The 22,344-nt window shown below is 64.7% G+C and carries 17 protein-coding genes; 3 read left to right on the top strand and 14 right to left on the bottom strand.

The window, feature by feature from the left end; translation table 11 throughout:
- Positions 1-39: 39 nt before the first annotated feature.
- A complete protein-coding gene (locus tag ABIA90_RS27265) occupies positions 40-1,323 on the bottom strand; it encodes a cystathionine gamma-synthase family protein (protein ID WP_354121735.1) in 1,284 nt (427 codons plus the stop codon).
- A 368-nt stretch (positions 1,324-1,691) separates the two neighbouring features.
- On the opposite strand from ABIA90_RS27265, the gene ABIA90_RS27260 reads away from it, so the two are divergent.
- The gene (locus ABIA90_RS27260) at positions 1,692-1,970 is read left to right on the top strand and encodes a hypothetical protein (protein WP_354121736.1); all 279 of its coding nucleotides are present in this window, start codon (positions 1,692-1,694) and stop codon (positions 1,968-1,970) included.
- A gap of 135 nt (positions 1,971-2,105) precedes the next feature.
- Here the strand turns inward: ABIA90_RS27260 and ABIA90_RS27255 are convergent, their stop codons facing one another.
- The 11 genes from ABIA90_RS27255 to ABIA90_RS27205 form a co-directional block, all read right to left on the bottom strand.
- Positions 2,106-2,552 (bottom strand): c-type cytochrome, encoded by a 447-nt coding sequence (locus tag ABIA90_RS27255; protein WP_028153044.1) that lies wholly within the window; start codon positions 2,550-2,552, stop codon positions 2,106-2,108.
- A 131-nt stretch (positions 2,553-2,683) separates the two neighbouring features.
- Positions 2,684-4,993: a xanthine dehydrogenase family protein molybdopterin-binding subunit gene (locus ABIA90_RS27250; RefSeq protein WP_354121737.1), complete on the bottom strand. Its 2,310-nt coding sequence runs from the start codon at positions 4,991-4,993 to the stop codon at positions 2,684-2,686.
- A 283-nt stretch (positions 4,994-5,276) separates the two neighbouring features.
- Positions 5,277-5,552, bottom strand: coding sequence for a YjiS-like domain-containing protein (locus ABIA90_RS27245; protein ID WP_354121738.1), 276 nt, complete (start codon positions 5,550-5,552; stop codon positions 5,277-5,279).
- A gap of 431 nt (positions 5,553-5,983) precedes the next feature.
- A complete protein-coding gene (locus ABIA90_RS27240) occupies positions 5,984-6,901 on the bottom strand; it encodes an NADP-dependent oxidoreductase (protein ID WP_354121739.1) in 918 nt (305 codons plus the stop codon).
- Between the two features lie 438 nt (positions 6,902-7,339).
- Complete coding sequence (locus ABIA90_RS27235; RefSeq protein ID WP_354121740.1) at positions 7,340-8,326, bottom strand: alpha/beta hydrolase; 987 nt, start codon at positions 8,324-8,326, stop codon at positions 7,340-7,342.
- A 146-nt stretch (positions 8,327-8,472) separates the two neighbouring features.
- A complete protein-coding gene (locus ABIA90_RS27230) occupies positions 8,473-11,280 on the bottom strand; it encodes a helix-turn-helix transcriptional regulator (RefSeq protein ID WP_354121741.1) in 2,808 nt (935 codons plus the stop codon).
- A gap of 154 nt (positions 11,281-11,434) precedes the next feature.
- Positions 11,435-12,961 (bottom strand): murein biosynthesis integral membrane protein MurJ, encoded by a 1,527-nt coding sequence (murJ, locus tag ABIA90_RS27225; protein WP_354121742.1) that lies wholly within the window; start codon positions 12,959-12,961, stop codon positions 11,435-11,437.
- 230 nt (positions 12,962-13,191) lie between these two features.
- Positions 13,192-14,343: a DegT/DnrJ/EryC1/StrS family aminotransferase gene (locus ABIA90_RS27220; protein ID WP_502916681.1), complete on the bottom strand. Its 1,152-nt coding sequence runs from the start codon at positions 14,341-14,343 to the stop codon at positions 13,192-13,194.
- A 40-nt stretch (positions 14,344-14,383) separates the two neighbouring features.
- Positions 14,384-15,388: a Gfo/Idh/MocA family protein gene (locus ABIA90_RS27215; RefSeq protein ID WP_028153038.1), complete on the bottom strand. Its 1,005-nt coding sequence runs from the start codon at positions 15,386-15,388 to the stop codon at positions 14,384-14,386.
- Positions 15,389-15,569: 181 nt separating this feature from the next.
- A complete protein-coding gene (locus tag ABIA90_RS27210) occupies positions 15,570-16,982 on the bottom strand; it encodes a mannose-1-phosphate guanylyltransferase/mannose-6-phosphate isomerase (RefSeq protein WP_354121744.1) in 1,413 nt (470 codons plus the stop codon).
- 7 nt (positions 16,983-16,989) lie between these two features.
- On the bottom strand, positions 16,990-17,979 hold the full coding sequence (locus tag ABIA90_RS27205; RefSeq protein ID WP_354121745.1) for an SDR family NAD(P)-dependent oxidoreductase: 990 nt from the start codon (positions 17,977-17,979) through the stop codon (positions 16,990-16,992).
- A 221-nt stretch (positions 17,980-18,200) separates the two neighbouring features.
- Between ABIA90_RS27205 and ABIA90_RS27200 the strand changes: the two genes are divergently transcribed.
- Positions 18,201-19,160 (top strand): lysylphosphatidylglycerol synthase transmembrane domain-containing protein, encoded by a 960-nt coding sequence (locus ABIA90_RS27200; RefSeq protein ID WP_354121746.1) that lies wholly within the window; start codon positions 18,201-18,203, stop codon positions 19,158-19,160.
- 2 nt (positions 19,161-19,162) lie between these two features.
- Positions 19,163-20,191 (top strand): MraY family glycosyltransferase, encoded by a 1,029-nt coding sequence (locus ABIA90_RS27195; RefSeq protein ID WP_354121747.1) that lies wholly within the window; start codon positions 19,163-19,165, stop codon positions 20,189-20,191.
- Here the strand turns inward: ABIA90_RS27195 and ABIA90_RS27190 are convergent.
- Together ABIA90_RS27190 and ABIA90_RS27185 are read right to left on the bottom strand one after the other, a co-directional pair.
- Positions 20,179-21,126 (bottom strand): NAD-dependent epimerase/dehydratase family protein, encoded by a 948-nt coding sequence (locus ABIA90_RS27190; protein WP_354121748.1) that lies wholly within the window; start codon positions 21,124-21,126, stop codon positions 20,179-20,181. The two genes, ABIA90_RS27195 and ABIA90_RS27190, sit on opposite strands and share 13 nt — an antisense overlap.
- Positions 21,123-22,343, bottom strand: a complete 1,221-nt coding sequence (locus ABIA90_RS27185; RefSeq protein ID WP_354121749.1) for a glycosyltransferase family 4 protein — start codon at positions 22,341-22,343, stop codon at positions 21,123-21,125. The genes ABIA90_RS27190 and ABIA90_RS27185 overlap by 4 nt, the downstream gene beginning before the upstream one ends.
- Position 22,344 lies beyond the last annotated feature (1 nt).

The raw sequence follows: 22,344 nt of genomic DNA, 5'->3' as shown, positions 1-22,344 counted from the left end.
CGTCGGACAGTGTGCGCACCCTGCGCTACCCCATCGCCTTTAAGCTCCACTCAGCGCCTGCGCGAGATCGGCGATCAGGTCCGTCGGGTTTTCGATGCCGATCGACAGCCGGATCGTGGAATCGAGCACGCCGATTTTCATGCGGATGTCGGCGGGAACACCGGAATGGGTCATGGTCGCAGGCAGGCTCGCAAGCGACTCCGTTCCGCCAAGACTCACCGCCAGCTTGAGGATTTGCAGCGCGTTGAGAAATTTCACCGCCGCTTCCTTGCCGCCGACGATGTCGAACGAGAAGGTGGAGCCCGCCCCCAGGCATTGCCGCGCGAACACCATTCCGGCCGGCGAAGCCTCTTCGAGATGGCCGAGATAGTGGACCTTGGCCACCTTGGGGTGATCGCGCAAATAGTCCGCCACGAGGCGCGCGTTGCTGTCGGCCTTCTCCATGCGCAGGCTCAGCGTCTCGAGCGAGCGGTTGATCATCCAGCAGGAATGCGGATCGAGCTGGGTGCCGATGGCGCCACGGAGCGCCTTGATGCCCTTCACGATCGCCTTCGCGCCGAGCGCGGCACCCGCGATCAGGTCCGAATGACCGCCGACATATTTCGTAAGCGAGGACAGGGAAATGTCCGCACCATGCTCGATCGGCCGCTGAAACACCGGTCCGAGCAGCGTATTGTCGCAGGCGATGATTGGAATGTGTCCCTGGGTCTTTCCGATGGCTTCGGCGACGCGGCGCATCATCGCGACGTCGACCAGCCCGTTGGTCGGGTTGGCCGGAGTCTCGATCAGAATCATCGAGACCCGGCCCTTGCGCATGGCCTCCTCCGAGGCCTGGCTGACCGCCGCTTCATCAACGCCATCGGCGAAGCCGACGGCGCCGATCGACAGGCGCGCAAGCGTGTTCGTCAGCAGGGTTTCCGTCCCGCCATAGAGCGGCTGCGAGTGCAGGATGACGTCGCCGGGGCGGACGAACGCCAGGATCGTGGTTGCGATGGCCGCCATGCCGGATGAGAACAGCGCACAGCTCTCGGTGCGCTCGTAGATCGCGAGCCTGTCCTCGACGATTTCGCTGTTGGGGTGGTTGAAGCGGGAATAGACCAGCCCCGCGCCCATCCCTTCCGGCGGCTCGCGCCGGCCGGCGACGAAATCGAAGAAGTCCTGCCCGTCGTCGGCCGTCTTGAACACGAAGGTGGAGGTCAGGAACACCGGCGGCTTGATGGCGCCTTCCGACAATTGCGGATCATAGCCATAGGTCAGCATCAGCGTTTCAGGATGCAGCATATGGTTGCCGATGTGCGTCTTCGACGGGAACGGTTTGACCATGGCCTGCCTCGCTGTTTTGATTCAGATTCTCGCCGCGAATTGGAACTCTGCGATCGAGCACACGACTCGGATGCGCCTGCATCCAACAACTCTCGTCAACGTCGCAGCGGCTGCGGTTGAAGATAAGCTCATACGTGGCGCCCCGACAGCGATCAGCCAGGCCTCGCCAACAAATTTTGCCCTTGGTGTGGTTCGACGAATCGATGCCTCGGTCACCGAGGCACCTCAACGCAATGGTCCGAGCCTCCCCCGCTGCGGCCCTACCTTTGACGGGCCGCCCGCAAACATCCCCGATTCCGTCCATCCATTTTCGTGTTGCCGCCACAAACAGCACTCACGAAGGCGTGACCGCGTATGGGGAGAAAAAAGTGCGCGCAAGGAGACCATGGAAAGTCGTGGGGGCCAAACATCACCACTCAAGTGTCGAGCAACTTCAGCTCGATCTGGCGGCGATCAACCGGTGCATACACGTGCTGGAAAAGGCGGACGTCGATCCTCAGGACATTGAGGTACTGACCGTTCATGCGCTGACGCTCGCCGAACAGATCGATGAGGCACGCTGGTTGAACCCAGCCAAGGCTTTGGGGTGGTTACTCGAAAAAGAGACTCGCAAGCCTGCCGCTCGAAAAGCTTCGGGAGCCGGCTGAGCAATTGCGCTCGCCTTCGATCCGCCCAGATGCGCGTCCGACCGAAAAGGCGTACGAGTCAACCGAGGCGCCCGCATACAACGCAAAAAGGGCGGATGCCGTGCGCATCCGCCCTCACTTTTTGCCGGCTCCGCGTCAGCTGTTCTTCACACGAAAGGTCTCGTGACAGCCGCCGCATTCCTTGCCGACCGCGGGAAAAGTCGCCTTGAGCGAATCCAGGTCCTTGATCTTGCCCTTGGCCTCGCCGACGACCTTGGCGAAACTTGCGATCTTGGCGTCGAAGCCGGCCTTGTCCTCCCAGATCTTCGGCGAGGCGCTGTAGTCGCCCTCGGGCTTCTGGCCCTTTGCGCTCGCCGGGAACAGGTTCGGCAGCTTCTTGGCAGTATCCGCGAACTGCGCCAGCGCGCTATCCACCGTGGCCTGGTCGTAAGGCTTCTCGCCCTTGACGATCGCCGCAACCGCGCCGGCGTTCTTGCCGTTGCCCTTCATGAGGGTCTGGACCTCCTTGACGGAGTCCTGCTGCGCCCAAACCGCGCCCATGCCGAGCAGCAGCGCGCCCCCAACAACCAACACTCGCTTCATTCGCAAAATCCCTTTCCCTGAGACAGGATCGTGCTGACCCCACATTGGGCCAACACCGATTGGCAGAGTTCATTCCATCCAAAGCGCGGCGATAGATCGTCGCACTATGGATTATTTGGTCGAGCTCGAGATTAAAGGCTGTGACGGCGGTGGTGCTCGTTGACGGCGATCCACACCCGCTCCGGGGTGGCCGGCATGTCGATGTGGTCGATCTTGTATTCGCGCCAGAGCCCGTCGACGATGGCGTTGACGACGGCCGGACAGGAGCCGATCGCGCCGGCCTCGCCCGCCCCCTTCACGCCCAGCGGATTGGTCGTGCAGGGAACGTTGCTGGTCTCGAACACGAAGTCCGGACCATCCGCCGCGCGCGGCAGCGCGTAGTCCATGAAGGTCGCGGTGATCAGCTGCCCGTCAGTGGCGCCGTAGACCACCTGCTCCATCAGCGCCTGGCCGATGCCCTGCATGGCGCCGCCATGCACCTGGCCCGCCAAAAGCAGCGGATTGAGCGTCTTGCCGAAATCGTCGACGATCACGTAGTTGACGATCTTGATGATGCCGGTGGCCGGATCGATCTCGACTTCCGCCAGATGCGTGCCGTTCGGATAGGTGCCGTCGGCGCTGGCAAAGGTGGCGCTGCCGTTAAGCTTCGATGGATCGGCGCTCCCGCGCTTGGCGAGATCGGCAAACGACATCGAACGGTCGGTGCCGGCGATCCGCACGACGCCTTCGGAGAGCTCGAGGTCGCCGGCACTGGCTTCCAGCGCCTGCGCCGCGATCTCCTTCAGCTTTTGCCCGAGCTCACGCGTGGCGCGCTCGACGCTGACGCCGCCTGACGGGATCGAGGCCGAGCCGCCGGTGCCGAGCCCCGTGGCGATCTCTTCGGTGTCGCCCTGGCGCACGTGCACGCGCTCCGGGGGCAGGCCGAACTGCTCGGCGACAATCTGCGCATAAGCCGTCTGGTGGCCCTGCCCGCTCGACTGTGTGCCGATCAGGACGGTGACGTCGCCGTTGGGATCGAGCCGCACATTGGCGGTCTCCTCGCCCATCACGCCGCAGATCTCGACATAGCTCGCAAGGCCAATGCCGCGGATCAGGCCATTCTTCTTCGCCGCCTTGGCACGCTTAGGAAATTCCTTCCACTCGCCGATCTCCATCGCGCGCTTGAGATGCGCGGCGAAGTCGCCGGAATCGTAGACCTTGCCCGTTGCGGTCTTGTACGGCAGCGCCTTCGGCGGAATGAAATTCTTGCGGCGGATGGCGTCCGGCGTCATGTCGAGTTTTCGCGCACAGGCGTCCACGAGGCGTTCGATGACGTAAGCGGCCTCGGGCCGCCCCGCGCCGCGATAGGCATCGACCGGCACGCTGTTGGTGAAGATGGTGCGCACCCGGCAGTGGAAGGCCTGGATGTCGTAGAGGCCCGGCAGCATGCCGGCGCCGCCATGCGGAATGTAGGGCCCGAAGGTCGACAGATACGCGCCCATGTCGCCCATCAGGTCGCAATCCATCGCGAGGAATTTTCCGTCCTCGGCCAGCGCCATCTTGGCGGTGGTGACGTTGTCGCGGCCCTGCGCATCGCCCATGAAGTGCTCGGTGCGGTCGGCCGCCCATTTCACGGCTTTCTTGAGCTGCCGCGCGGCGACCGCCATCAAGGCGTATTCGCGGTACGGAAACAGCTTGGTGCCGAAACCGCCGCCGACGTCGGGGCAGATCACCCGCATCTTCTCGGTGGGGATGTTGAGCACGTTCTGGCAGAGGATGTCGCGCAGGCGATGGCTGCCCTGGCTGCCGACAGTCAGCGTCAGATGATCGCGCTTGGCGTCGTATTCGCAGACGGCCGCGCGCGCCTCCATGAAGCTCGCGACCACGCGCGGATTGACGATGTTGATTTCGGCCACCGCATGCGCCTTCGCAAAGGCAGCCTCGGTCGCCGCCTTGTCGCCGATCGAGACGTCGAACAGCACGTTGCCGGCCTTGTCCGGCCAGACCTGCGGCGCGCCCTTCTTGACCGCGTTGACGACGCCGGTCACCGCCGGTAGCGGGCTCCACTTGACCTCGATCGCCTCGATCGCGTCGCGGGCCTGGTCGATGGTCTCGGCGACCACGAAGGCGATGGAATCGCCGACATGGCGCACCTCGTCTTTGGCGAGGATCGGGTAAGGCGGGCCGGTGAAGGGATCGGTCTCGAGATTGAACAGGCAGGGCAGATTGCCGAGATCCTTCACATCATCGGCGGTCAGGATCAGCGCAACGCCCGGCAGCGTGCGGGCCCGGCTCGCATCGATGGTGTACTTGGCATGCGCGTGCGGCGAGCGCAGCATCAGGCAGCGAAGCGCGGCCTGCGGCGCATAATCGTCGGTATAGCGGCCCTTGCCGCGGATGAGCGCGTCATCCTCCTTGCGCAGCACGCTTTGGCCAACGCCGAACTTGATGGGAGCCGCCATTTTCTTATCCCGTCCTCATGGTTGTTTTGCGGGCATATTGCCGTGGAAAAAGTGGCAAGGCAAACGGCTTTAGGCGTGCACAGGCCGCGAAGACTCGCCCGGCGCCTCGCCTGTCAGAGCGGGATGCGACGAAAACGCCGCAGCCTGGTCATTTCCCTGTGAGGAACGGTCCGGTTGATGGCACGATAGTTGCCGAACTCGTCCCGCGGTGCACTCCTAAGAAGTAGTCGTGCTGACTGCCGCTTGTTCGCAAAGCGTATCTCCGCTTCTGACGGTTGATCACCTATATCACGCCCCGCCTCCAAAGATCCGTGGCGCGATCTCTCAGCGTATCGATAGCGCGTTCAGGCGTGATGTAGTCGATCTCGCTACGCGTCAAGCCGATATCCATCAGCTCCCTGTCACTCAGGTCCTGCAATGCGACCTGCGGGCGCTGCCGCAGCTCCTGAAACGCACGCCAGTATCGCTTGATCAGTCTCAAGACGATGGAGAGGTCGAGCCGAAGCCTCGCGGCATCGCGCTCAATCTCGGATGAGATGTCCGTCTGTTGGGGTGGCATCGGATGCTCCTGCTGTTGTGCCGGCAGGGAGCGTGGCCAAACAAAAGGCCCCGTCCGATGCCGGCGGGGCCTGGTGGAAAAGATGTCGTCGTCGAATTCCTAGCGCGCGACTCCTTCCACGGCCCAGCCGAAGCGGGTCATGTGGTTGCGGTTGAATTGGCGCGACGATTTGATCATGCGGCGCCAATACCACGGCAATCGTGCAAAATCAAGGGATGTGCGGAGGTCGGTTGCACCTTGGAGGCGAGTCCCTCGCTCCGACGAATTCGCTCATTCGACGCGACGGTTCATGCCCCCTACGCGAGGGGCATTCCAAAGCGGACGTTTGCGGGCCGCTCTGCGAGGGCGGCTATTGACCCGCGGGGACATGCTCAACAGCCGGCCGACCTGGACGAGCCGGCCGGCTGCGCGCATCAACGGACGTGCGTCGCTCAGGGACGAACGCGGATAATCGTATTCCCCTTGCCTCGCTCGGTCGGATTTAAGGCGGCGACGGCATCGTCGAGGGTCGAGACGTTGCCGATGTTAGTCCGCAGTCGTCCGTCCCGCACCCGCTGAACGATCTCACTCAGTTGGGCACGATCAGCCTCGACGACGAAGTCGATCGCCAGCCCGTTGGAAGGCCGCGCTTCCACCGGCCCGACGATGGACACCAGTGTTCCCCCGGCTCGAATGAGTCCTGTGGACCGCTTCTGGATCTCACCACCGATGACATCGAACACCAGATCGACTTCGCCGATGTCCTCCAGTGCGTCGTTGTCGAGGTCGACGAACTCCTTCGCGCCGAGGTCGAGCACTGTCTGACGATCGGCGGCACGTCCGGAGCCGATGACATAAGCTCCGGCCGCTCGTGCGAGTTGCGTCACCATAGACCCGACTGCGCCTGCCGCCCCGTGTGCCAGCACGCTCTGCCCCGCCTGAAGGCGACCGTGCTGGAACAGCCCTTGCCACGCGGTGAGGCCCGAGATCGGCAGGCTCGCGCCCACGGTAAAGTCGACGTCGCCCGGCAACGGCGCAAGGTTGCGCGCCTCGATTGCCACGTACTCGGCCAGCGTGCCGTCGCGATACCAGTCCGCGAGGCCGAACACCCGTTGTCCCACCGACAGCCCCGTCGTTCCATATCCAAGGGCAGAGACCACTCCGGCCAGCTCGTGCCCAGGGATCGACGGCGTTCGGTCGCGATCAAGACGATCGGCCCAGCTCGAGGGCCACGCAAGTTCAGTCGGGATAAATCTCGACGCATGAACCTGGACGACGACATCGTTTATCGCTGCCTGCGGCTCGGGCCGGTTCACCAGCTTCATGCCGCCCGTTCCCGCGGCTTGCTCCGTTACAACGATCGCCTTCATGGGATTTTCTCCTTGGTCTCTTCGGTGGAAATGTGAGGGAGCGCGCACGCGCCGGCTTTCCACAAAATGCCAGGCAGTGTGGAACTCCTGTCTCCGTGTCGGCGATTGAGTTGTCTGCACTGATCGGAACTCCCGCCAAGCCCGATGGATCGGGCTCGCTCCGATCCATGGTCGTAGCGAGTAGATGCGTTGCGCCTGGCTATAAAAAAGTACCAAGATTGAGGATTCTGGCTGTACCAACCGATGCCGTGATGTCGGCCTTGAGACTGTGAGCCGACGAGAATCGCAAAACTGGGCTTGGCAAGTTGCTGCAGACGCCACCCGACTGGACTTATTCAGTCAGCGGGGCATTGCGCGAAAGCGCGGCAATCATCAATTCGGGATCGGCCGGCAAACAGCAGGCGGCGACAATGTCGCCGCCTGCTCTTCCAAGGCAGATCAAGGCGCGAGATGTGCCTTGATCTCCGCCGACATCTGCCGAATCGCGGCCTGGGGCTCGGGGTCGCTCTGGATGCCGTTCAGCAGGACGAAGTCGTGGATCATCCCGTTGTAGCGGGTCGCGATCACGGACACGCCGGCCTCCTTGAGCTTGCGCGCGTAAGCCTCGCCTTCGTCGCGCAGCGGATCGTTCTCTGCGGTGATGACAAGAGCCGGGGGAAGCCCCTTCAATTGCTGCAGGCTGGCGCGCAGCGGCGAGACGTAGGGGTTGTTGCGCGTCGCTGCGTCCGGCGCGTACAGATCCCAGCCGTATTTCATGAAGGCGCGGGCGAGAAATCGTCCCGTGCCATATTCGTGGTAGGATGCGGTGTCGACGCTGGCGTCGGTCGCCGGGATCATCATGACCTGATAGCTGATCTTGGGTCCGCTGCGGTCTTTGGCCATCAGCGACAATGCCGCGGTCATGTTGCCGCCAACCGAATTGCCGGCCACCGCGATCCGGCTACCGTCCGCGCCGAACTCTTCGGCGTGGCTCGCCACCCATTTCAGCACCGCATAGGACTGGTCGAGCTGCGTGGGGAAGCGCGCCTTCGGCAGGGACGTGTACTCAACGAAAACACCGATCTGGCCGGAGCCGACCACCAGGTCGCGCAACAGACGCTGATGGTTCTGGAAATTGCCGACGATCCAGACGCCGCCGTGAATGAACAGCAGTACGCCGGGCTTTCCGGTCATGTGCTCGGGCTTCATGATGTAGATTTTCACGGACTGACCATCCTGGCTGATGGTCTGCTCGGTCGTGTTCACCCCCGACATGTCGACTGGCGTCTTGTTCTGAAGCTCGGTCAGGATGTCCTGCGGCTTGGGCTGGGGCAGCTCCCAGAACGGGCTCGGATCCTTGTTGATCTCGCGCAGGAAGGCGCGAACCTGGGGATCGATCCGGGGGTCGGTCCCGGCGTCTGGGGCCGCGTCGGCGGCTTGGGTCATGAGGATTGCTCCGAGGCTGAGGATTGCGAGTGAAGAGAACAGTTTCATGGTCAACTTTTGCTTGGGGGTAGACGCACTCGCACAGCTAGCCCGCGCGGAGGGGCTGCCGCTTCTGTCAAATGACCAGTCCGATGACGGGACGGCGATCAGTCCGCGGGGCGGCTGATGCTTGCGAGAACGGGGCGTAGCCCGGACCGCGAGGTGATTCCGGCCTTCGAAAATATCCGGTGCAGGTGGTATCCGACAGTTCTGTGGGACAGATACAGTCTGGCGCCGATCTCCTTGTTCGAGAGACCTTCAGCGGCGAGTTGCGCGATGTGAAGCTCCTGCGGGGTCAGCGTGTCCCACACCTGTTCGGTTCGCCGGCGGCTGGTTTCGCCCGACGCTCGCAGTTCCTCGCGGGCCCGATCGCTCCAGGGCGAAGCGCCGAGCGCATCGAACATGTCGCGTGCCTCGCGCAACGGAGCCCTCGCATTGGCGGATCTGCGCTGGCGGCGCAGCCATCCGCCATAGGCCAGGAGAAAACGGGCTCGCAGGAACGGCCATTTCTTCGCGGCCGGCCCAGGACCTTGCAGTCCAAGACCTTGCAGGAAGAACGGCTCGGCGTCTTCCGGCGCAGCGAGGAACGCCTTGCCATATTGCAGCATCGTCCCGACCCACGGCACCGGCGTCGGAGCCGAGGCGCGCTCGATCTCATCAAGCACGCGGCTCGCCTCGTCCGCATTGCCGGACGACACGGCGGCCTCCACGAAATCCGCGAGGCCAAAGAACTGAAGGCCGAAATTGAAAGCGGGATCGGCCGGCGTGAACAGGCGTCGCAGATGCTCAAAGGCCTCCCAATGACGGCCCGCGCCGATTGCGGATACGCCTCGTGCGATCTGCAACATGGCCAGCAGGAAACTCGCGCCGATGGACAGGGCCAGGGCTTCCGCCTGCGCCGCATACGCTTCGGATTGCTCCAGATTGCCCTGCATTCCTGCGAGCCTGGCTTTCAGGATCGTGGCTGCGGCAATCCACGGAAGCCCGCCGGTCTCTTCGGCAAGCCGGGCGGATTCCTCGGCCTCCCTCATGGCGCCCCGCCAGTCACCGACTTCCATTTCCGCCCACCCTTGGGCGAAAAGCACCCGGGCGAGATCGCTGAGCCGTCCCTGCATGCGCAGCACGGCACTGGACTCGGCGAGAAAGTTCACGCCGATGTCGAAGGTCCCGATGACATTGGCGGTGCTGCCGAGGATGCTCGCAACGGTGGAGTCGCTGTGCGCCGTTCCCGCAAGCCCCTGAAGCTTGAGGTACAAGTCCGCCCCCCGCCGCAGCGGCTCGACGTAAGCGGATATCGCGATCAGGCGGGGGTCCCCGTCAGGCAATTCCAGCCGCGCGGCCGCATCGTGAACCCTTGCGCAGAGTTCATCGCTTGCGCTGCTCCACCAGCAACGTTGCGCGGCTCGCCAAAGAAGATTGGCGGCCAGATCGATCGCGCCGGCGGCGTGGGCTTTCGCGGCAAACCCAATCAATGCGAGAATCTTCGCGGGATCGTTGACCGCCGGGGGCTGGCTGATCTCACGGCACCAGGCGATCCGGACCAGCGCCAACTGGTTCGTCTCGTCGATGTCGGCCTGCCGCAGCAGGCGCTCCATGAGCTCCGGCTGCCCCAGATCGGCGGCGAGTTCGGCTGCCCGCAACAGCCGGTCGCCTCTCGCCTTCGCCGTGCTGCTCAGCCGTGCCGCGCTTTCCAGAACCTCGATCGCCATCGCCACGGCGCCGCGCCGCAACGCGCGCGCCGCCATCAGGTCGTATTCGCCGGCGAGTTCGTCGTCAGGTCCGATCGTTGCTGCGGCACGATGCCACAATTGGCGGTCGAGCTGATCGTGAATCACGGCAGCAAGCGCGGCGTGGATCCTTTGGCGGGTCGCCGGGTCGGCGGCCTGGTGCATGGCGGAGCGAACGAGCGGATGCCGAAACCTCACCTCCGTCCCGTTGATCTCGATGAGTTTCGCGGCGACCGCGGGCGCGATGGCAGCGATACCCACGTGCTCGCCCAACACGGCTTCGGCGGCGGAAAGGATTTCGTGGAGCGATGTCCCGTCGTTCTCCGCCGTCACGAACAACAGCAATTGCGCGATGTGCGGGAGGTCGGACAAGCGACTGGAGAAGGCGCGCTCGAGCCGGTCGGTCAGCGGAAGCCACGGCGCATCTCCAGCGGCTCGTTCTCCGCGGGGCAGTTCCACAAGGGCCAGCGGATTGCCCGAGGCCTCCCGAAGGAAGCGGCTGCGCAGCTCCGCCGGAAGGCCCGGCGCGTTGGCGTCCAGCAAATGCTCGGCGTCGGCTTGATCGAGCCCTGAAAGGCGCAGCCTCAGGGTGGAGGCGTCGCCAAGCGAACTCTTGAAGTCGTCGCGCATGGCGACCACGAGAACGATCGGGTCCGAGCTCAGCCTGCGTGAGACGAAGGCCAGCACCTCAAAGGTCGCCTGATCCAGCCATTGGGCATCGTCGGCAACAAGCAGCAGAGGCTCGCGCGTCGCCCTTTCGCTCAGAAGAGACAGCGTCGCGAGCGCAACCAGGAAGATATCGGGCGGCCCAGCGTCGTCATGCATGCCAAAAGCGGCCAGCAAGGCCGATCGCTGGCGAGGGACAAGGCCCTCGGCCCCTTTCATCAGCGGACGCAAGGCCTGTTCAAGTGCTGCAAACGGCAAATGGACTTCGGCGAGGACGCCGGTCATGCTCAAGACGGAGAAGCCGCGTTCACTGGCTCTGTGCCTGGCAACATCGAGGAGCGCAGATTTTCCGATGCCGGGCTCACCGCTGATAACAAGCGTGGATCCACCTTGGTCGATCCGTTCGATCAGGTGATCGATCAGCGCAATGTCCTGCGCGCGACCCTGCAAACTGGGGGACGCAAGGGTAGCACCAACCCGCCCTTTCCGCGGCGAGGTCGCCTTTTTCGCCCGTCTGGTCATCGCAAAACCGTTGGTGAGACCGCACCCTTTCGAACTCGACCGAGGTTAAACGTTACCATGTACCGGGAACCAGAGGAGAGCCATATACGTGATGGCTCCTTCCGGCGTGTCTCGCCTGCTGCAGCAGGCTTTGGCCCGTCGGATTGATACAGGCCTAGCCACGCACCAGCGAGACCAACCAGCGGCGACCAAACAGGATGAGGATCGCGAGCGCGTAGACGATGGTGCCTCCGACGGCCAGCAGCACCAGCATCAGCTCATCGCGGAAGTGCATCGAGCCCAGCATAGAACCGCTGAAGCGCGCGATCAGCCAGAACGTGGCGGCGAGGATCAGTCCGGTCAGCAGGAATTTGGCGAGCGACATCAACCAGGCGCGGTCCAGCACGAGAAAGCCTCGCCGCACGGCGAAGAAGAGCACCAGCAGCAGATTGGTCCAGACACCGACGGCTGTTGCCAGCGCCAAACCGATCTGGGCGAGCGATCCCATCAGCGCGACCTTCAGGGCGACATTGACCGCGATGCCGGTTAGCGAGGCGCGAACCGGCGTTGCGGTGTCCTTGCGCGCATAGAAGGTCGCGACCGCGCTGCGGATCAGCACGAAGGGGATCAGGCCGATGGCATAGGCCGCGAGCGTGGCGCCGGCGGCGGCGGCATCGGCCTTCGAGAACGCCCCGCGGGCGAACAGCGCACGCATGATCGCGTCGGGCACGGTGATGAAGGCCGCCACGAACGGCACCGAGAACAGCAGCGTGAAATCGAAGGCGCGGCGCTGCGCCTTCATCGCGCCGTCATGATCGTTGGCGGTGATCCGCCGCGACATCTCGGGCAGCAGCACCGTGCCGATCGCGATGCCGATCACACCGATCGGCAGCTGGTTGAGGCGGTCGGCATAATAGAGCGCGGACAGCGCGCCTGCCGGCAGAAAGGTCGCGATGATGGTGTCGGCAAACAGCGCGACCTGCGTGCCCATCGATCCCAGCGTCGCCGGCCCAAGCGCCTTGAAGAAGCTGCGGACGTCTTCGTCGAGCTTCAGCGGCGCAAAGCGCGGCAGGCCGCCATGGCGCGCGAGATCGCCCGCGAGCAGGAAATATTGCAGGAAGCCGGAAATCAGGACGCCCCAGGCGGCGGCGTGGCCCGCGCTGGGAAACCAGGCGGCGAGCGCCAGCGTCATCATCATGGAGATGTTGAGGAAGATCGATGCCGCCGCGGCACTGGCAAAGCGCTGCATCACGTTGAGCATGCCGCCATAGAGCGTCACCAGCGTGATCAGCAGCAGATAGGGAAAGGTGATCCGGGTCAGCTCGATCGCGAGCTTGCGCTGCTCGGCATCCTCGGAAAAGCCCGGCGCCAGAATGCTCATGGCCTGCGGCATGAACAGCCAGGCGATGATCAGCAGCAGCACCTGCGAGGCCAGCAGCAGCGTGAAGATGCGATCGGCGAACAGTCTTGCCGCCCCCTCCCCGCGCTCGCCATGGACATGCGCATAGGCCGGCACCCAGGCGGCATTGAAGGCGCCCTCGGCAAAGATCGCGCGGAAATGATTGGGCAGCCGCAGCGCCACGAAAAAGGCGTCGGCCACGGGGCCGGCGCCCAGGATCGCCGCAAGCATGATGTCGCGGGCGAATCCCGTCAGCCGCGAGAGCAGCGTGTAACCACCAACTGTGAAGATGCGTCCGAGCATGCGTCTGTTTTAGAGCATGGCGCGATTAGGTCTAGGTGCAAGCCGCGGCAGAGGTGTGCCCCCTCCCGGGAGAGGGCAATCGCACATGAGGTGTGCGCCAGGAGCGCCGACAGTCTCCACAGCGTCATGGCCGGGCTTGTCCCGGCCATCCACGCCTTGCCACGCACACAAAGAACGTGGATGCCCGGGACAAGCCCGGGCATGACGACCAGCGCGGCAAAACAGCGAAATCAGCCCGCGATCGCGCCGCGGACTGCGGCGATGATTCGCTCCTGGTCGGCTTCCGTCAGGTAGGCGTGCATCGGCAGGCTGATGACGTCCTGCGACAGGTTCTCGCAGCCCGGCAGGCCGCCGTCGGCGACCGGATACTGCTTGTAGGCGGTCTGCTGATGCATCGACTTGCCGTAATAGATCGCGGTCGGCACGCCCTGGGCCTTCAGCGCGGCGGCGAAGCCGTCGCGGTCGGTGCCCTCAGGGAGACGGATCGTGTACTGCGCCCAAACCGAGGTGTTGCCCGGCGCAAGCCGCGGCACGGTGACCACGTTCGACAGGCCACGCGCGTAACGCTCCGCAACCTTTTTGCGGGCGGCGATCTCGTCGTCAAAAATCTTCAGCTTCTCGATCAGGATCGCGGCCTGCATCGTGTCGAGCCGGCCGGTCAGGCCGAGGCGGACGTTGTCGTATTTGTCCACGCCCTGCCCGTGCACGCGGATGCTGCGCAGCGTCGCGGCGAGTTCGTCGTCATCGGTGAAGATCGCGCCGCCGTCGCCGAAGCAGCCGAGCGGTTTGGCCGGGAAGAAGCTGGTCGCGGTGGCGAGCCCGAAGGTGCCGAGCCTGCGGCCCTTGTAGCTCGCACCAAACCCCTGTGCGGCGTCGTCGAGCACGAACAGACCTTCCGCCCTGGCGATCTCGGCGATGGAATCGTGGTCGGCGGGCTGGCCGAACAAGTCGACCGGAATCACCGCGACCGGCTTCAGGCCGGCCTTGCGGGCGGTCGCGATGCCGCGCTTCAGCGACTCCGGGCTCATGTTGAAGGTGGCTTCATCGACATCGACGTAAACAGGCGTCGCGCCGGTGCGCGCCACCGGCGACGCGGTTGCGATGAAGGTGAAGGACGGGCACAGCACGGCATCGCCGGGGCCGACATTTTTCGCCATCATGACCATCAGGATCGCATCGGTGCCGCTGGCGCAGCCGATCACGTGCTTGGCGCCGCTATAGGCCGCAAGCTGCTTCTCGAGCTCGGCGACTTCAGGACCATTGACGAACTGGCAATGGTCGAGGACGCGCTTGACGGCGGCATCGAGCGAGGCGCCGAGCCGGCGGCGCTGCGAGGCGACGTCGACGAAGGGAATGGGTTCGGAACGCAGATGCTGGTTCATGGCGCCTTGCGGGTTTTGAGCGGTCGACATGGAGAAGAGATCAGCCCGCGACGCGGCGCGGACCCTTGCGGGCGGACGACGTGGCTGCGGGCCGGGACGGTGTTTCCAGGCACTGCGTGGCGATCTCGAGACTGGCGACGCCCTCGTCGCCGGTGACCGCCGGCGTCTCGCCGTTGCGGACGGCCTTCAGGAACGCGATCAACTCGGCGCGGAGCGGCTCGTCGTGGCCGACCGGCAGATGCCGCATCGAATAGCTGCCGTCCGGCTTGAAGCCGAAGCACTCGGTGACCTGGCGCGTCAACAGATCGCCCATCACGTATTTGCCGCGCGTCGCGACCGTGACGCTGCGCGCCTTGAACGGCGTCAGCCAGTTGGTGTTGATGTGCGCGAGCACGCCGTTGGCGGTGCGGAACTGCAAGAGCGCGATGTCCTCGCGCTCGGCGACCGCGCTCGACAATTGCGGCTGCACCTCGACGATGTCGGATTCGGTGAACCAGCGGATCAGATCGATGTCGTGCACGGCGAGGTCGATGACGACGCCGACATTGGACATGCGCGGCGGGAACGGGCCGACGCGGGTGATCGCGATGGAGAGAATATCTTCGCCTGCGATCGCCTGCTTGACGGCGGCAACCGCCGGATTGAAGCGCTCGACATGGCCGATCATCAGCGTCACGCCGGCCTTTTGCGCGGCGGCGACGATCTCGCGACCTTCCGCGACCGTGGAGGCGATCGGCTTCTCCACCAGCACATGAACGTTCCTGGCGATGCAGGCGAGCGCGACCTCGTGATGCAGATGGGTCGGCGCGGCGATGGTGACGGCGTCGACGCCTTCGGCGAGGAGCTGGTCGAGCGTCTCGAAACCCTGGCAGCTGGCAAGCTCGGTGGTGCGGGTCAGATGCGCTGGCGACGGATCGACCACACCGACGAGGCTGACGCCTGGAAGACCCGCGAGCACGCGCGCATGGTTGCTGCCCATCACGCCCGCGCCAACGACGCCAACGCGCAAGCCGGCCTTTGCCGGTGCAAACCCTTTGGAACTCATCTGAGTAAACCCCGATTCAACGCAAATCCCCGGGCCGCTTCTAGCACGGGCGCCACATTTGTGGCGAATGTCAGCCGAATTGACCGGACACGATTTGATTCAAAAAGTTACACGTTCCCCGGGCCTTAGCGCCAAAAGCTTGCGCCTTCCGGCCCGGGTCGCGTGATTCGGAGCTTGCTGGTTACGACCTTTGATAGTCGTCTTCAATCCGGATGATGTCGTCTTCCCCGAGATAGCTTCCGGTCTGGACCTCGATGAGTTCCAGCATGATCTTGCCGGGATTCTCCATCCGATGCACCGCGCCCATCGGGATGTAGATGGACTCGTTCTCGTGCACCGTCTTGACGGTCTCGTTGACGGTCACCCGGGCGGCGCCGCGGACGACGATCCAGTGCTCGGCGCGATGATGATGCTTCTGCAGCGACAGCCGCCCGCCCGGCTTGACCACGATGCGCTTGACCTGGTGGCGCTCGCCATTGTCGACGGACTGGTAGCTGCCCCAGGGCCGGTGCACCTTGAGATGCTCCTCAGTGACCTTCGGTGCGACCGCCTTCAGCTTGGTCACGAGGCGCTTCAGGCCGTTGGCATCCTTCTGGCGCGAGACCAGCACCGCATCCGCGGTGGCGACCACAACGAGATCGTCGACGCCTTCGAGCGCGACCAGCGCTGCATCTGTGGTGACGTTGCAGTTGCGCGAGTCTTCGAACACCGCGCTGCCGTGCGAAGCATTGCCTTGCGCGTCCTTCTCCGACAACTCCCACACCGCGTGCCAGGAGCCGACGTCGGACCAGCCGCAGGACACCGGCACGACCGCTGCGCGCGAGGTCTTCTCCATCACCGCATAGTCGATCGAGATCGCCTTCGCCGCGCCGAACGCCTCGGGCTCCAGCGTCACGAAGCCGAGATCGCGGCCGGCATTGCTCACCGCATTGGAGATCGCCTCGACGCTCGCCGCGTCGACCCTGCGGTATTCGTCGAGCAGGACAGTGGCCGGGAACATGAAGTTGCCGCTGTTCCAGAGATAGCCCGAACTGAGGTAGTCGGCCGCCTTCACGGCATCAGGCTTTTCGACGAAGCGCGCGACGGCGTGCACCTCGCCGGAGATCACCTCGCCCGGGCTGATATAGCCGTATTCAGTCGCCGGCCGCTCCGGCTTGACGCCGAAGGTGACGATGCGCCCGGCGCTCGCGGCGGTGAGGCCCTCGCGGCACGCCGCGACGAAGACGGCATTGTCCTGCACCACGTGGTCGGCGGCGAGCGCGAGCACGATCGCGTCACTGGCGCGGTTCTGCGCGAACACCGCGCCCGCAGCGATCGCGGGACCGGAATCGCGCCGCATCGGCTCGAGGATCACGTCGGCCTCGATGCCGATCTCGGCGAGCTGCTCCAGCACCATGAAGCGATAGGACGCATTGGTGATGACGATCGGACGATCGAACAGCGAGGCATCCGACACGCGCAGCAGCGTGTCCTGGAAGGTCGAGCGCGTGCCGAACAGCGGCAGGAACTGTTTTGGGCGCACCTCGCGCGAAGCCGGCCACAGCCGCGTGCCGGCACCGCCGCACATGATCAGGGGGATAATGCGTTTGTCCATCGTCATTTCAAACCTTGAAGTAGTCCCGATACCAGGTGACAAAATTGCGGACCCCGAGCGCGATCGGCGTTGACGGTGCAAAGCCGGTGTCGCGCGTCAGATCCTCGACATCCGCGAACGTTTCCAAGACGTCTCCCGGCTGCATCGGCAGCAATTCTTTGATTGCCGTCCGACCCAGCTCCTGCTCCAGAAGCCCGACGACATGCATCAGCTCTTCCGGATGGTGGTTGCCGACATTGTAGACCTTAGACGGCGCATTTGCGGCAGCCGGGTCATCCGCGGGCACCCGGTCGATGAGCTTGGATACTACACGGGTGACGTCGTCAATATAGGTGAAGTCGCGACGCATTTTGCCATGGTTAAAGAGCCGGATCGGACGCTCCGCCAAGATGGCGTTCACGAACAGAAACAGGGCCATGTCGGGCCGGCCCCACGGGCCGTAGATGGTGAAGAAGCGCAGGCCCGTGACCGGCAGCCGGTAGAGATGGCTGTAGGACTGCGCCATCAATTCGTTCGCCTTCTTGGTCGCGGCATAGAAGCTCACGGGATGGTCGGTCCGGTCCTGCACAGCAAATGGCAGTTTAGTGTTGGCGCCATAAACGGAGGATGACGAGGCGTAGACGAGATGACGACAAGAATTGTTGCGGCAGCCCTCCAGCACGTTGAGAAAGCCCTGGAGATTGGAATCGGCGTAAGTGTGCGGATGGTCGATCGAGTAGCGCACGCCGGCCTGGGCCGCGAGATGCACGACTTTGTCAAATCGATGTCGCGCGAACAGCGCCGCGATGGTCTCGCGGTCGGCGAGATCGGCCTCGACGAAGGTGAAGCGGGAATCGCTCCGAAGCAGCGCCAAGCGCGCCTGTTTCAGCGCCGGATCGTAATAGCTGTTGAGATTGTCGAGCCCGACCACGGGCCGGCCCTCGGCCAGCAGCTGCCGGGCGACGTGAAAGCCGATGAACCCGGCGGCTCCCGTGACCAAAATCGCCTGATCCGTCATCCTGTTCCCAAGCGATCTGTTGCCACGCGGTCCCCAAGCCGGCCCCGCGGCGCCTCTTTAGCCGCGGTATCGAGGCCGTCGCAATAGCCCCGCGGCTATTCATCACCGCTCCAGATAAGCGCTATTGCAAGATCGGCGCCAAAACCATACCAAAGCGGCCGAATTCGACGCCTCGCGTCGGGTTGCCTCAAATCTTCGCAAACCCTGTTCATGCGGGCGAGATGCGCCGAATCCTGCTGTCGACGGCCAAAATCCTGATTTCCGGAGCGCTGCTCTACCTGGCGCTGCGCAAGGTCGATCTGTCCGAACTGTTTTCGCGCCTCACCGCGACCAGCCTGCTCTGGATCGCCGTGGCGATCGCGGTCACGTTCCTGCAAATCTTCGTCGGCGTGGTCCGCTGGCGCGAGATCAGCGCCGAATGCGGCGCGCCGCTCGAGCTCGGCCGCGCCATGCGCTACAACGTGATCGGCGCGTTCTTCAACCAGACGCTGCCCTCCGCGATCGGCGGCGATGCGGTCCGGCTGTGGCTGGTCGCGCGCGCCGGCGCCGGATGGCGCGCGGCCACCTACTCGATCTTCGTCGACCGCGCGATCGGCCTCGTCGCGCTGGCGATCGTCGTCGTCGCGAGCCTGCCCTGGAGCTACGAGCTCATCACCGATCCGCACGGACGCTCGGCGCTGCTGCTCGTCGATTTCGCCGCGCTCGCGGGCGGCGTCGGTTTCCTGATCTTCGGCGCGCTGAAATGGTCGTGGCTGAAGACCTGGTGGGCCACCCATCACATCCACGCCTGCGCCGTGATTGCCAACCGCGTGATCTTCAACGCCAAGCGCGGACCGATCGTCGCAATTCTGTCGCTTCTCGTTCACGTGCTCGCCGTCGTCATTGCGTGGTGCGTGGTGCAGTCGATCGCCGCACCCGTCAGCTTCGGCCAGACATTCCTCCTCATTCCGCCGATCATGCTAATCACCCTGATGCCGATCTCGATCGCCGGCTGGGGCGTGCGCGAGGCGACGATGGGCCTGGCCTTCGGTTTCGCCGGGCTTTCCGCCAATGAAGGCGTCAACATCTCGCTGCTGTTCGGCGCCGTGCTCTTCATCGTTGGCGCGATCGGCGGCCTGGTCTGGATCCTCAGCGCGGAGAAGGCCGCGAAAGGGTCGGCGTCGCTCGGGGTACCGGAGTGACGATGTACGCCTCGAGTCCGGGCGTTGCAGCCGGGCTGGTGCTGTTCGCGCTTGCGCCGGCCGTGCTGGCTGCACCGATTTCGGCGTGCATCACCCGGTGGAGCATGCCGCTGCTGCAACGTTATGCGCTGGCGCGTCCAAACGCTCGGTCCTCGCATCGCATTCCGACGCCACAGGGCGCGGGTATCGCGGTTATCGCGGCGACCCTGCTGGTCGCGGCGCCCTGGGCCGCCTGGATCCATGGCGCGATTCCGCTGCCTCTGATCGGCTCCGCCCTGCTGATCGCACTGGTTGGGCTCGTCGACGACGTCAGGCCTCTGCCGGTCGTGCTCCGGCTCCTGTTGCAGGCGGGCGCTGTGGCCGCCGTCGTCTTCACGACACCGGAGGCGCTGCGGATCGTTCCGGCTCTGCCGCTTGCGGTTGAACGCACCCTCATTCTCATCGGCGGCGTCTGGTTCGTGAACCTCGTCAATTTCATGGACGGGCTCGACCTCATGACGGTGGCGGAGGTGGTCCCTGTAACGGCCACGCTCGGGTTGCTCGGATGGTGGGGTGACCTCTCTCCATCCGCCGCGCTGATCGCCACGGCGCTGTGCGGCGCCATGCTCGGCTTTGCGCCGTTCAACCGTCCGGTCGCAAAAGTGTTTTTGGGCGACGTCGGCAGCCTGCCGATCGGACTCTTGCTCGGCTGGTGCCTGCTGGAGCTCGCCTGGCAAGGGCAGCCCGCCGCGGCACTGCTGCTGCCGGCCTATTACCTCGTGGATTCCACCGTCACGTTGTTTCGGCGCATCGCGCGGCGCGAACAATTCTGGTCGGCACACCGCTCGCACTTCTACCAGCGTGCCACCGACAACGGCTTCACGGTCCGCCGCGTGATCGGCGACGTGTTCGCGCTCAATCTATTGCTGGCTGTGCTTGCCATCGTCACCATTCGCGCGAGCTCGACCTCGGTCACATGGCTCGCGCTCGGCGCGGGCGCGATCGCGATCGGATTCGTCCTGCGCCGCTTCTCCCGCCCTCAGGCGTCCTGAGCCGACAGTGCGAGCCGCAGGCCCTCGTCGAGGGAGACCTGCGGCTGCCAGCCGGTCGCCATTGCCTTGGCGAGGTTGAGCTCGAGCGAGCCGATCAGGCTGTCATGAGTATCCTGCCGGCCCATCACGCTGAGCAGCGTTGAGAGCAGGTCCGGCGGCATGCCGAACAGCCGCGGGGTCTTGCCGGCAGCCTTTGCCAGCCGCTCGATGAATTCGGGCGTCGAGACCTGTTCCGTGTCGGCGACCAGGAAGATCTCGAAATTGCTCGTGGGATCGGGGTGAGCCAGCCGGCGCAGGATGAACGACGACAGATTCTGCACGGCCAGGAACGCGCGCTGATTGCGGATCGCGCCAAAGGGCAGCGGCAGTCCCAGATTCACCGCACGCGTCAGCAGCGCGAAATTGCCCTTGGCGCCCGCGCCATAGACCAGTGGCGGCCTGATCACCGAGATCTTCATGTCGCTGTCGCGCGCCAGCGTCCTCAAGCCCGCCTCGGCGGCGGCCTTGGACATGCCGTAGAGGCCACGCGGCGTGAGGATGTCCTCTTCGCTGAACGGCGCGCGGCCATCATTGCTGCGGCCGTGCACGAGAACGGTGCTGACGAAGATGAACTGGCGAACGCCCGCCGTTGCCGCGGAGCGCGCCAGGTGCAGCGTGCCGGCGATGTTGACGTTGCGGTAGAGCTGGACCGCGTGCTCCTCGTGCTTGTGATGCACGCGCGCGGCGAGATGGACCACGGCGTCGACGCCTTCGAGCGCCGCCTCCCAATCGGTATCGGGCCCGATCGATCCGATCACGACCTCGTCCTCGATTCCCTCCGGGCTGCGCACCGCGCGGCGGACCGACCATCCCTCGCGCGCGAGCTCAGGCGCGACGTCACGGCCGACGAAGCCGCTCGCCCCTGTCACCAGCACGACCGGTTTCCGCTCGCTCATCGTTGCTCCGCCAGATCAGGGTTGCGCAACAATTCGTCGATGAGCCCGGCATAGGCGTTCATCGCGATCGTCCGGTCGAATCTCGCTGCCGCCTTCACCGCGCGTTCGGCCATGGCGGCGGCGTCGCAGCGGGATGCCGCGCGGATTGCGTCGGCGAGCTGATCGGCACGGCCCGGCGTCACGACCCAGCCGAGCCCGTTCTCCACCACCGTCAACGCAGCCTCGGCCTCCGGCTCGGAGACCAGCGCCACGGGACGGCCGACCGCCAGCAGATTGTAGAACCGGCTCGGCACCGACACCCCCGCCACGTCCTTCCGGTACGGAATGATCCAGAGATTGGCTGCCGCCAGGAACGCCTCGAGCTCGGCATCCGCGACCCGCGCCACGAAGGACACATTGGGCAAATTCGCTTCGGCCTGCAACTGCTTCAGCCGCTTGAAGCCGATACCCCAGCCGGACAGCAGGAAGTGGATGTCCGGCTCGTCTTTCAAAAGGCGTGCCGCCTCGAACACGATCTCCGGATCATGGGTGAAGCCGAGATTGCCCGACAGGCCGACAATGAATCGCGCGGAAAGCGATTTGCGGAACGGATTGTCCTGCGCCAGGGGACGTGCCGCGGGTACGAGCGTCGCCCAGTTCGGGATGAAGCGGATCTTGTTCCGCGTCATGCCGGAATAGCTCAAGAGCGGCCGCTCCGCATCGCGGCCGATGGTGATGACGGCATTGAGCGCGCGGAACATCAGGCTGTTGGCCGCGCGCATCGTTCGCGTCACCAACGAGCCGGGCTTCAGGATTTCCGCCATCACGAGAACATCGGGGAAGAGGTCGTGCATGATCAGCGCCGAGCGCGCGCCCTTGCATCTTGCCGCGGCCGCGACCGCGTAAGGCAGCATGAACGGCGCGGTGACGGTGACCACGACGTCACCTGACTTAAGCTCCCGGATCAGCGCGAAGAATGTGCGCGCCGCGAACAGCAGCTCGGACAATCCACGTCGCACCAGCGCCGCCTTTCCCGCCATCCGGTTCTTGATGGCAATTACGCGCGGCTTGCCCGGGCCGGTTTGCGAGGCCGGCAATTCGCCGGGCGAGCCCGACAGCACGATGACCTCGTGGTCGACGGCGACGCGGCAGGCGATCTCTGCCATGATCGCGGCGGTCGTGCTCGGATCAGGCGGATAGTGCTGGCTCGCGACGACGATCTTGCCTTGAGACTGCATG

The organism is Bradyrhizobium sp. LA6.8 (assembly GCF_040547935.1).
Taxonomy (GTDB): Bacteria; Pseudomonadota; Alphaproteobacteria; order Rhizobiales; family Xanthobacteraceae; genus Bradyrhizobium; species Bradyrhizobium barranii.
Note: the sequence above shows the minus strand (reverse complement) of the source record. Positions and strands in the feature narration are given on the sequence as shown.

What these genes read in the sequence shown, in the direction of transcription:
- ABIA90_RS27265 (WP_354121735.1), bottom strand. Translation starts at nt 1,323, where the DNA reads ATGGTCAAACCGTTCCCGTCGAAGACGCACATCGGCAACCATATGCTG.
- ABIA90_RS27240 (WP_354121739.1), bottom strand. Translation starts at nt 6,901, where the DNA reads ATGAAGGCGATCGTTGTAACGGAGCAAGCCGCGGGAACGGGCGGCATG.
- ABIA90_RS27255 (WP_028153044.1), bottom strand. Translation starts at nt 2,552, where the DNA reads ATGAAGCGAGTGTTGGTTGTTGGGGGCGCGCTGCTGCTCGGCATGGGC.
- ABIA90_RS27220 (WP_502916681.1), bottom strand. Translation starts at nt 14,343, where the DNA reads ATGAACCAGCATCTGCGTTCCGAACCCATTCCCTTCGTCGACGTCGCC.
- ABIA90_RS27205 (WP_354121745.1), bottom strand. Translation starts at nt 17,979, where the DNA reads ATGACGGATCAGGCGATTTTGGTCACGGGAGCCGCCGGGTTCATCGGC.
- ABIA90_RS27200 (WP_354121746.1), top strand. Translation starts at nt 18,201, where the DNA reads ATGCGCCGAATCCTGCTGTCGACGGCCAAAATCCTGATTTCCGGAGCG.
- ABIA90_RS27190 (WP_354121748.1), bottom strand. Translation starts at nt 21,126, where the DNA reads ATGAGCGAGCGGAAACCGGTCGTGCTGGTGACAGGGGCGAGCGGCTTC.
- ABIA90_RS27215 (WP_028153038.1), bottom strand. Translation starts at nt 15,388, where the DNA reads ATGAGTTCCAAAGGGTTTGCACCGGCAAAGGCCGGCTTGCGCGTTGGC.
- ABIA90_RS27210 (WP_354121744.1), bottom strand. Translation starts at nt 16,982, where the DNA reads ATGGACAAACGCATTATCCCCCTGATCATGTGCGGCGGTGCCGGCACG.
- ABIA90_RS27185 (WP_354121749.1), bottom strand. Translation starts at nt 22,343, where the DNA reads ATGCAGTCTCAAGGCAAGATCGTCGTCGCGAGCCAGCACTATCCGCCT.
- ABIA90_RS27250 (WP_354121737.1), bottom strand. Translation starts at nt 4,993, where the DNA reads ATGGCGGCTCCCATCAAGTTCGGCGTTGGCCAAAGCGTGCTGCGCAAG.
- murJ (WP_354121742.1), bottom strand. Translation starts at nt 12,961, where the DNA reads ATGCTCGGACGCATCTTCACAGTTGGTGGTTACACGCTGCTCTCGCGG.
- ABIA90_RS27245 (WP_354121738.1), bottom strand. Translation starts at nt 5,552, where the DNA reads ATGCCACCCCAACAGACGGACATCTCATCCGAGATTGAGCGCGATGCC.
- ABIA90_RS27230 (WP_354121741.1), bottom strand. Translation starts at nt 11,280, where the DNA reads ATGACCAGACGGGCGAAAAAGGCGACCTCGCCGCGGAAAGGGCGGGTT.
- ABIA90_RS27195 (WP_354121747.1), top strand. Translation starts at nt 19,163, where the DNA reads ATGTACGCCTCGAGTCCGGGCGTTGCAGCCGGGCTGGTGCTGTTCGCG.
- ABIA90_RS27235 (WP_354121740.1), bottom strand. Translation starts at nt 8,326, where the DNA reads ATGACCCAAGCCGCCGACGCGGCCCCAGACGCCGGGACCGACCCCCGG.